The sequence below is a fragment of the Mycobacterium sp. GA-1285 genome (genome assembly GCF_001499905.1).
Classification (GTDB): domain Bacteria; phylum Actinomycetota; class Actinomycetes; order Mycobacteriales; family Mycobacteriaceae; genus Mycobacterium.
Window position 1 is genome coordinate 48,476 of sequence record NZ_LQIS01000021.1, and the last position, 8,005, is coordinate 56,480.

Genomic DNA, 8,005 nt, shown 5'->3' on the forward strand with positions numbered 1-8,005 from the left:
CATGACGCACGACGCCACGGGCCATCCGCTCCTGATGCCGCTGACCGCCGACGAATGGGGCCCCGACGAGTACGCCGCCGTCGGCGCGCTGCTGGGAGTGCCAGCCGAAGACGTTCCACGGGCCGGCTCGGGAGAACCCAGGGATCCGCTCAACTTCGACATCATCGGGGTGCTCGCCCGGCATCCGAAGATGGCGCAGAAGTTCCTCGGCTACAACGCGTTTCTGCTGCAGCGCGGCGAGCTGCCGTTGCGGCTGCGCGAGCTGGCGGTGTTGCGGCTCGCCCACGCGCGACGCTCGTCGTTCTTCTGGGGTGAGCATGTCAGGATCGCCAAGGCAGGTGGCTTGTCGGACGACGAGATCGCCCGGATCGCCCGCGGTAACGCCGAATTCGACGGAGTGGACCGGCTGGTGCTCGAGACGACAGACGAATTGCTCGCCCGTAACAGAGCCACGCCCGACGCGTGGCGACGTCTCGTCGACGAACTCGGCACCCACCAGGCAATGGAGCTGATCTTCGTCGTGGGCACGTACGCGATGCTCGCGATGGCCTGCGACACCTGGCAACTCGCCCCGCCGCCGGGCAGCGCGACGCTTCCGGATTAGGAGTCCTCGGCTTCGGGTACCGGTTCGCCGCCGTCGCGCCGGGAACGTCGCCAGCTGCGCACACCCCGGTGGGCGGCGAAGGCGCCGACGATCCCGGTGACGCACCACACCGCGATCGCGACATAGGTCAGCGGCGAATTCAGATCCGAGATCGACGCCCCCAGCGCCGTGTACACGAATGCGCGGGGGACCGATCCGATGAACGCGCCAACAGCCATCTGCCACAACGGAACTCCGAACGCGCCGAACGCGTAGGAAGCGAGCGCGTCGGAGATACCCGGTACGAAGCGCTGGCCGACGACGGCCCACAGCCCTCTGCGCGCAATGAGACCGTCGAGCCGGTTCGCTCGCTCCTCGCCGAGGATTGCCCGCGCGCTGTCGCGTCCGGCCCGCCTGCCGAGCAGGCTCGTGACACAGGCGGTGGTGACCGTCGCGCCGAGGGTCGCGAACGTGCCGACGACGGGACCGAACAGCACTCCGCTGGCGGCGGCCAGGATCGGCCCGGGCACGAACACCGAGCCCAGCAGACCCGACACCACGACATAGACCAGCGGTGCGATGGGGCCGGTGGAGGCCACCGTGCGTCGGACGTGGTCGACGTCGATCACACCGGTGACCGCAACCACGTAGAACAGCCCGAGCAGGAACGCCGCGAACAACACGAGTCGCACGACGTGTCGCCGACGGGTCGCGGGGCTCTCGCTGAGGGTCATGTCCAGGCAATCTTGCCGCACGCCGGTGCGGCACATTTTCGCTACCGAGGACCTCGCCGGCGTCGACGTCGCGGCCGCCGCGTCCGCCCGACCTGGTCCGGACGCGGTCGGTGAAGGTCAGTCTTGACTGCTTCGGCGCTCGCCGATGAACGCGAGCAGCCGAGGGTCTTCGGAGGTGAACGCGTCGACCTCCTCGCCGCCGTCACAGCTCAGCAGCGCGACCGTCACACTGCCTTCCCGTCGCGTCCGGACCTCCCACACGGCGCCCGAGTCCTGCCATCGCTGCAGATCCGCCACTCGGTCCACCGCCATGCCCCTACCATTCCACCGCATGGGTGGCCGGCCAAGCGTCGAGGTAGCACGGGTCTATGACCCGCAGGGCGACCATGACGGGACCCGGGTTCTGGTGGACCGGTTGTGGCCGAGAGGATTCCGCAAGGCCGACCCGCGGGTCGGGCGGTGGCTGCCGTCGGTGGCGCCGTCGACCGAGTTGCGACGGTGGTATTCGCACCAGCCGGAACGGTTCGACGAGTTCGCCGCCCGCTACACCGCCGAACTGGAAACCGAGACGGGCGCGCAGGCGCTGGACGAAATCCGCGCCCTGCTCGACCAGGGGCCGGTGGTGCTCGTGACCGCCAGCCGCGACGTCGACGCCAGCCACGCCGCGGTCCTTCGGGACCTGCTGACGCGAACGGCGTGAGACGATCGGCGCATGCCGTCGAAACTGCCGCGATGACCGTCGTTCTCGCCATTCGTTGCGCCGACGGGGTCGTGTTGGCGGGAGATTCGCAGATCACCGACCCCGAGCGGGGTTTGAGTTATCCGGCCCAAAAGCTGCACCCGCTCGGTGAACACGCCGCGTGGGGCGGTAGCGGATCGCGCGCCGTGCTCTACGACCTCGAGCAGATCTTCGACAACGAGCCGGACGCCATCGTCGAAGCGCCCGACATCGGCCATGCCCTGCAAGAGCGCGTCCTGCCGGTGTTTGAGCACCACTACAAGAACTTCATCGAGGACGTGCCTGCCGGTAAGCCCGGCGCGACTCCGGCGACGTACGTCCTTGCGGCGGGCTACGCGAACGGGCACCCGTTCATCGTCGACATCGATCCACACGGGCTGATCGGCCACTACGAAGAGATCGGCTTTCACGCGGTGGGCAGCGGGTCGCCGATGGCCCAGCAGGCCCACGCGCTTCTGGCGCACTTCGGAATGGGCGAACGCAGCGTCGACTACGGCGTGGTGGCCGCGCTGCGGGTACTCGACGCGCTGGACGCATCGTCACCCAGTGTCGGTGGGCCCATGGACCTCTGCCGGATCACTTCCGACGGCGCCCAGCATCTCGACGAGGAAGCCGTCGCCGAGGTGCGTCGCAGTGTGCACCGGTGGACCGAACTCGAAGGGCGGGCCCTCGACGACCTGTTCCGCTGAATGCCACGAAAAGACGAAGGTAAGTCTTGCCTTAGTCGGTCCGGTAAGCTCGGCGGGCGATGACCGAGATCGACGCTGCGCCCTCGTCGGTGCTTCCGCGGGAGCTGACCGACATCTCCGATGCGGTACGTGACGTCGCGGCACCGCCCACGCCGGTTCTTGCCGAGCCGTACACCATCCGCCTGGCCGATCCGGACGCGGACGCCGAGATGATCTCGGAATGGATGAACCGCCCGCACCTGGTCGAGACGTGGGAATACGACTGGCCGCCCGAGCGGTGGCACCGATATCTGACAGCGCAGTTGGCGGGCGAATACTCCAGGCCGTTCGTCGGCTCGTTCCGGCGACAACCGTTCGCCTACATCGAGTTGTACCGCGCCGCCAGGGATTCGATCGCGCCGTGCTACGACGCCGACCCCCACGACATCGGAATGCACGCGGCGATCGCGGATTTGCGCTTCGTCCACCGCGGTATCGCGGCGCTTATGTTGCCGCGGTTGACCGCCAACATCTTCGAGCTCGATCCGCAGTGCCGCCGCATCATGTTCGATCCGGACCACCGGAACAAGGGCGCGCGCGTTGTCTGCGAACACGGCGGCTGCCTGTTTCTCGGGGAACACGACATGTCGAACCGGCGCATGGCCCTGTACGCGCTGCCGCGCACGCAGCCGCGAGAACCGTAGCCCTCGTGGGCCAGCTGTCTCACAGCAGTGTGCCGATCCACCAGCCCAAGGCAGCCGCTGCCACGCCGAGCGCCAGACTGACGACGATGTTGGAGATCGCCAGTCCGGTCCGGCGTTCCGCCCCGAGCTCGAGGGTCTGCAGCATCCAGGTCGAGAACGTCGTGTAGGCGCCGACGAGCGCGACACCGACCAGCAGCGCCGTGGTGGGTCCCAGTTCGAGGCCGGCGAGCAGCCCGAGCACCAGCGCACCTGAGATGTTGACCACGAAGATGCCCGACGGGAACACTCCGCTCAGCCGGTGTGACACCGTGCGGTCGACGAGAAAGCGCAGCACCGCTCCCACTCCTCCGAGGACCGCGACACCCAGCCACACCGCGACCGTCATCGCCGCGCCCATCGCGATGCCAGCCAGGCGGCGGCCAGGCCGACGACGATGCTGGCCGACGCATAGCCGGCCGCCAGCCCGAAATGCTCGCGTTCGATCATCCTGAGCATCTCGACCTGCATGGTGGAGAAAGTGGTCAGCCCGCCGCAGAAGCCGGTACCGAGAAGTGGGCGCCGATAGCTGTCGTCGGGTAGCCGGGCGGCGACGTAACCCAACACGAACGCGCCGACGATGTTCACCACGAACGTCGGCCACGGCCAGTGTCCGGGTTCGGGCGCTACGAGTGTCTCGATCGCGGCGCGGCCGAGAGTGCCCAGCGCACCGCCGGCAAACACGGCAAGCAGCTCGCGGCCGTCGTAACCAAGCACGAGGGTCAGTATGGCCGGGCGGCTCACGGGACGCCGCATGACGGCAAGGAGCAGAATCGAGTCCATGGCGCCCAACCCCCGAGCCGGCCAGCCGGCCCAACCCGAGGACCTCATCGACATCGCTTCGGTGGTGACGGCGTACTACACGCGAGAGCCCGATCCCGAGAACGTCGACCAGCAGGTCGTGTTCGGCACGTCGGGGCATCGCGGTTCCAGCCTCGACGCGGCGTTCAACGAGGCCCACATCGTGGCCACGACGCAGGCGATCGTCGAGTACCGCGCCGCACAGGGCACCACCGGTCCGCTGTTCATCGGCCGCGACACCCACGCGCTGTCGGAACCGGCGTGGGCGTCGGCGTTGGAGGTGCTCGCGGCCAACGACGTTGTGGCGATGATCGATTCGGCCGACCGGTACACGCCCACGCCTGCGGTCAGTCACGCGATCCTGACGTTCAATCGGGGCCGGGAAGGTGATCTCGCCGACGGGATCGTCGTCACGCCGTCGCACAACCCGCCGCGTGACGGCGGCTTCAAATACAACCCGCCCAACGGCGGACCCGCCGACACCGACGCCACAGGTGCGATCGCCGAACGCGCCAACGAACTGCTGCGCGACGGGCTCGAGGGCGTCAAGCGGGTGCCGTTGGCGCGGGCGCTGCAGATCGCGCAGCGCCACGACTACCTCGACGCCTACGTGGCGGACCTGCCCAACGTCGTCGACCTGCACGCGATCAGCGCCGAGAAGATCCGCATCGGCGCCGATCCGCTCGGCGGGGCGAGCGTCGACTACTGGGGTGCGATCGCCGAACGCCACAACCTCGATCTCACGGTGGTCAATCCGCTCGTCGACGCGACGTGGCGGTTCATGACGCTGGACACCGACGGCAAGATCCGGATGGACTGCAGCTCGCCGAACGCGATGGCCGGCCTACTCGGGGCGATGAGCGACAACCCCGGCACCTACCAGATCGCGACCGGAAACGACGCGGACTCCGACCGCCACGGCATCGTCACCCCCGACGGTGGGCTGCTCAACCCCAACCACTATTTGGCCGTTGCGATCGACTACCTGTTCTCGCATCGGCCGACATGGCCGGCGTCGACCGCGGTCGGCAAGACGGTGGTCAGTTCTTCGATCATCGACCGGGTGGTCGGCGGGCTGGGTCGCGAACTGGTCGAGGTGCCGGTCGGGTTCAAGTGGTTCGTCGACGGTTTGCTCAGCGGGACAATCGGTTTCGGCGGTGAGGAAAGCGCGGGGGCGTCGTTCCTGCGGCAGGACGGGTCGGTGTGGACGACCGACAAGGACGGCATCATCCTGGCGCTGCTGGCGTCGGAGATCTTGGCGGTGACGGGTGAGACGCCGTCGCAGCGCTACGCCAAGCTGGCCGAGAAGTACGGCGCCCCAACGTATGCCCGCGTCGATGCGCCCGCCGACCGTGAGCAGAAGGCGCGGCTGGCCAAGCTGTCGGCTGAGCAGGTCTCGGCGACCGAGTTGGCGGGCGAGCCGATCACGGCGAAGCTGACGACCGCACCGGGCAACGGGGCGCCGCTGGGCGGGCTGAAGGTGACGACGGACAACGCGTGGTTTGCGGCGCGGCCGTCGGGCACCGAGGACGTGTACAAGATCTACGCCGAGTCGTTCAAGGGCCCCGAGCACCTGGCGGAGGTGCAGGCAGCAGCGCGCGAGGTGGTCAATAAGGTCATCGGGTGAGTTCTGAACCGGAGGGCGACTGCTCGACGGGGCCCGATCAGACGGAAGCCAAGCCGAAGCTCCCGCGTGAGGTCTGGCTGCTGGTCGGCGCCAATGTCGTGGTGGCATTGGGTTACGGCGTGGTGGCGCCGGTGCTGCCGCAGTACGCGCGCCACTTCGGGGTGAGCATCAGCGCGGCGACGTTCGTCATCACGGCGTTCGCGTTGATGCGGTTGATCGCCGCGCCGCCCGCGGGCCTCCTCGTGCAGCGGCTGGGGGAACGTCGCGTCTACATCAGCGGCCTGATCATCGTCGCGCTGTCGACCGGGGCGTGCGCGTTCGCGCAGACGTACTGGCAGCTGCTGGCGTTCCGCTCCCTCGGCGGACTGGGCTCGGCCATGTTCACGGTGTCGTCGCTGGGCCTGATGATCCGGATCTCGCCGGAGAACGCGCGCGGACGGGTCGCGGGTCTGTTCTCGACAGGGTTCCTGGTCGGCTCGGTCGGCGGCCCGGTGCTGGGCAGCCTCACCGCGGGTTTCGGGTTGGCGGCGCCGTTCGTGATCTACGGTGCGGCGCTGCTGATCGCGGCCGGCGTGGTGTTCGTCAGCCTGCGCGGAAGCACGCTCGCTGCGCCCGAGGAGACGGTGGACGCGGCGGTCTCGATCCGTCAGGTGCTGCGCCATCGGGCGTACCGCGCGGCGTTGTTCTCAAATTTCAGCACGGGCTGGGCGGCGTTCGGGCTGCGAATCGCGCTGGTGCCGCTGTTCGTGGTCGAGGGACTCGGCTACGGCGCGGGTGCAGCGGGTCTGGCGCTGGCGACGTTCGCGATCGGCAACGTCTCGGTGGTGATCCCCAGCGGCTATCTGTCGGATCGAATTGGGCGCCGCACGCTGTTGATCGTCGGGCTGACGGTGTCGGCGGTGGCGACGATTCTCGTCGGCTTCACGACGTCGCTGCCGATCTTTCTGGTCGCGGCATACGTCACGGGTGCGGCGACGGGCATCTTCGTCTCGCCGCAGCAGGCCGCGGTGGCCGACATCGTAGGGAACAAGGCGCGCGGCGGGACCGCGGTCGCGGTCTTCCAGATGATGGCAGACCTGGGTTCGATCATCGGATCGCTGGTGGTGGGCCAGATCGCCGAGCAGACGTCGTACGCGTGGGCGTTCGTGGTCAGCGGGGCGATCCTGGGGGCGGCGGCACTGGGATGGGTGCTCGCGCCGGAGACGCGGGGCCGGCCCGCCGCGCACACGCCGGCCCGCGCGATCGGGCCGGAAGCCGGCGGGGAAGTGCCGTAACCAGCGATTTTGAGCGCTTCCGGCAGGTGGTGTAACTTCGATGGGCACGACTTCAGGGGCTATGGCGCAGCTGGTAGCGCACCACACTGGCAGTGTGGGGGTCAGGGGTTCGAGTCCCCTTAGCTCCACTCTTCGAAGGCCCGCTCCGACCATCGGTTGGAGCGGGTTTTGTCGTCCCTGGGCGCTCAGTGCAGGCATGCTGTTTACGCACCCGGCTGATCATCGGAGGAGCATGCCGCGCTTTTCGGGCCGGCTGTCAGGCCGCCCGGTTGTCTGGGGGCGCTGGCCCGCCGGGTTCACTTGCGCCGTCGACGGGCGTCGCGGCGCTCGACTGGGACTCGCCCGGCCGGCTGTCAGCGGGTTCGGGCGGTGCGGCGGTGTGGTTGTGGCTGCGGGTTTCGTGTTGGTCGGGTGGGCGCAGGAGCCGTTCGGGTCGGTGGTAGTAGTTCAGCCGTGCCTGGCCGGTGTCTAGTTCGGGTGGGGGGAGCCATTCGACTTCGCAGCGGTCGTTCATTCGGGTGGTCCAGCCGTCGACCTCGTCGACGCTGCGGTTGTCGGTTCCGCAGGCCAGGCCGAGTTCGTCGACGTTGGTGTTACCGCCTTTGGACCAGTCGGCCTTCACGTGATGCACCTGGCAGCCGTAGGCGCCGACGGTGCAGCACGGCTTGGTGCATCCGCCGTCGCGCGCGATGAGCATGATCCGCTGTGCTGGGGTGGCGATTCGCTTGGCGCGGAACAGATCCAGGGCTGATCCGGTCGCGTCGTCGAACACCGCCAGGTAGTGGTTGGCGTGGCCGGCCAGTCGGATCACGTCGGCGATCGGCATGAGCGTGCCGCCG

11 protein-coding genes and 1 tRNA gene are annotated in these 8,005 nt (G+C 68.5%); 7 read left to right on the top strand and 5 right to left on the bottom strand.

The window, feature by feature from the left end; all coding sequences use genetic code 11:
- Nucleotide 1 precedes the first annotated feature (1 nt).
- Nucleotides 2-604 carry a carboxymuconolactone decarboxylase family protein gene (locus AU193_RS13370; RefSeq protein WP_064422862.1) on the top strand — a complete coding sequence of 201 codons (603 nt, stop codon included), beginning with the start codon at nucleotides 2-4 and terminating at the stop codon, nucleotides 602-604.
- Here the strand turns inward: AU193_RS13370 and AU193_RS13375 are convergent.
- Together AU193_RS13375 and AU193_RS13380 are read right to left on the bottom strand one after the other, a co-directional pair.
- Entirely contained in the window at nucleotides 601-1,317 is a 717-nt protein-coding gene (locus AU193_RS13375; RefSeq protein ID WP_064422875.1) for a TVP38/TMEM64 family protein, read from the bottom strand. The two genes, AU193_RS13370 and AU193_RS13375, sit on opposite strands and share 4 nt — an antisense overlap.
- Nucleotides 1,318-1,434: 117 nt before the next feature.
- Nucleotides 1,435-1,629: a hypothetical protein gene (locus tag AU193_RS13380; RefSeq protein ID WP_064422863.1), complete on the bottom strand. Its 195-nt coding sequence runs from the start codon at nucleotides 1,627-1,629 to the stop codon at nucleotides 1,435-1,437.
- Between the two features lie 19 nt (nucleotides 1,630-1,648).
- Between AU193_RS13380 and AU193_RS13385 the strand changes: the two genes are divergently transcribed.
- From AU193_RS13385 to AU193_RS13395, 3 genes are read left to right on the top strand one after another with little or no spacing between them, the layout of a single operon-like run.
- Nucleotides 1,649-2,017 carry a DUF488 domain-containing protein gene (locus AU193_RS13385; protein WP_064422864.1) on the top strand — a complete coding sequence of 123 codons (369 nt, stop codon included), beginning with the start codon at nucleotides 1,649-1,651 and terminating at the stop codon, nucleotides 2,015-2,017.
- Between the two features lie 32 nt (nucleotides 2,018-2,049).
- Entirely contained in the window at nucleotides 2,050-2,745 is a 696-nt protein-coding gene (locus tag AU193_RS13390; RefSeq protein ID WP_064422865.1) for a proteasome protein, read from the top strand.
- A gap of 59 nt (nucleotides 2,746-2,804) precedes the next feature.
- Nucleotides 2,805-3,428: a GNAT family N-acetyltransferase gene (locus tag AU193_RS13395; protein ID WP_064422866.1), complete on the top strand. Its 624-nt coding sequence runs from the start codon at nucleotides 2,805-2,807 to the stop codon at nucleotides 3,426-3,428.
- 19 nt (nucleotides 3,429-3,447) lie between these two features.
- Here the strand turns inward: AU193_RS13395 and crcB (AU193_RS13400) are convergent, their stop codons facing one another.
- Together crcB (AU193_RS13400) and crcB (AU193_RS13405) are read right to left on the bottom strand one after the other, a co-directional pair.
- Nucleotides 3,448-3,831, bottom strand: coding sequence for a fluoride efflux transporter CrcB (crcB, locus tag AU193_RS13400; RefSeq protein ID WP_371259198.1), 384 nt, complete (start codon nucleotides 3,829-3,831; stop codon nucleotides 3,448-3,450).
- Entirely contained in the window at nucleotides 3,810-4,181 is a 372-nt protein-coding gene (crcB, locus tag AU193_RS13405) for a fluoride efflux transporter CrcB (protein WP_156425203.1), read from the bottom strand. The genes crcB (AU193_RS13400) and crcB (AU193_RS13405) overlap by 22 nt, the downstream gene beginning before the upstream one ends.
- A gap of 64 nt (nucleotides 4,182-4,245) precedes the next feature.
- On the opposite strand from crcB (AU193_RS13405), the gene pgm reads away from it, so the two are divergent.
- The 3 genes from pgm (at nucleotide 4,246) to AU193_RS13420 (ending at nucleotide 7,294) form a co-directional block, all read left to right on the top strand.
- Nucleotides 4,246-5,892: a phosphoglucomutase (alpha-D-glucose-1,6-bisphosphate-dependent) gene (pgm, locus tag AU193_RS13410; protein ID WP_064422868.1), complete on the top strand. Its 1,647-nt coding sequence runs from the start codon at nucleotides 4,246-4,248 to the stop codon at nucleotides 5,890-5,892.
- Nucleotides 5,889-7,166, top strand: coding sequence for an MFS transporter (locus tag AU193_RS13415; protein WP_064422869.1), 1,278 nt, complete (start codon nucleotides 5,889-5,891; stop codon nucleotides 7,164-7,166). The genes pgm and AU193_RS13415 overlap by 4 nt, the downstream gene beginning before the upstream one ends.
- Before the next feature lie 55 nt (nucleotides 7,167-7,221).
- A tRNA-Ala gene (locus AU193_RS13420) sits at nucleotides 7,222-7,294 on the top strand.
- A gap of 128 nt (nucleotides 7,295-7,422) precedes the next feature.
- On the opposite strand, the gene AU193_RS13425 is transcribed toward AU193_RS13420, so the two are convergent.
- A partial coding sequence (locus tag AU193_RS13425; protein ID WP_156425200.1) for an HNH endonuclease signature motif containing protein occupies nucleotides 7,423-8,005 on the bottom strand: 583 nt, incomplete at its 5' end.

Excerpts from the sequence above, each read along its gene's own strand:
- AU193_RS13370 (WP_064422862.1), top strand. The coding sequence starts at position 2 with ATGACGCACGACGCCACGGGCCATCCGCTCCTGATGCCGCTGACCGCC.
- AU193_RS13375 (WP_064422875.1), bottom strand. The coding sequence starts at position 1,317 with ATGACCCTCAGCGAGAGCCCCGCGACCCGTCGGCGACACGTCGTGCGA.
- AU193_RS13380 (WP_064422863.1), bottom strand. The coding sequence starts at position 1,629 with ATGGCGGTGGACCGAGTGGCGGATCTGCAGCGATGGCAGGACTCGGGC.
- AU193_RS13385 (WP_064422864.1), top strand. The coding sequence starts at position 1,649 with ATGGGTGGCCGGCCAAGCGTCGAGGTAGCACGGGTCTATGACCCGCAG.
- AU193_RS13390 (WP_064422865.1), top strand. The coding sequence starts at position 2,050 with ATGACCGTCGTTCTCGCCATTCGTTGCGCCGACGGGGTCGTGTTGGCG.
- AU193_RS13395 (WP_064422866.1), top strand. The coding sequence starts at position 2,805 with ATGACCGAGATCGACGCTGCGCCCTCGTCGGTGCTTCCGCGGGAGCTG.
- pgm (WP_064422868.1), top strand. The coding sequence starts at position 4,246 with ATGGCGCCCAACCCCCGAGCCGGCCAGCCGGCCCAACCCGAGGACCTC.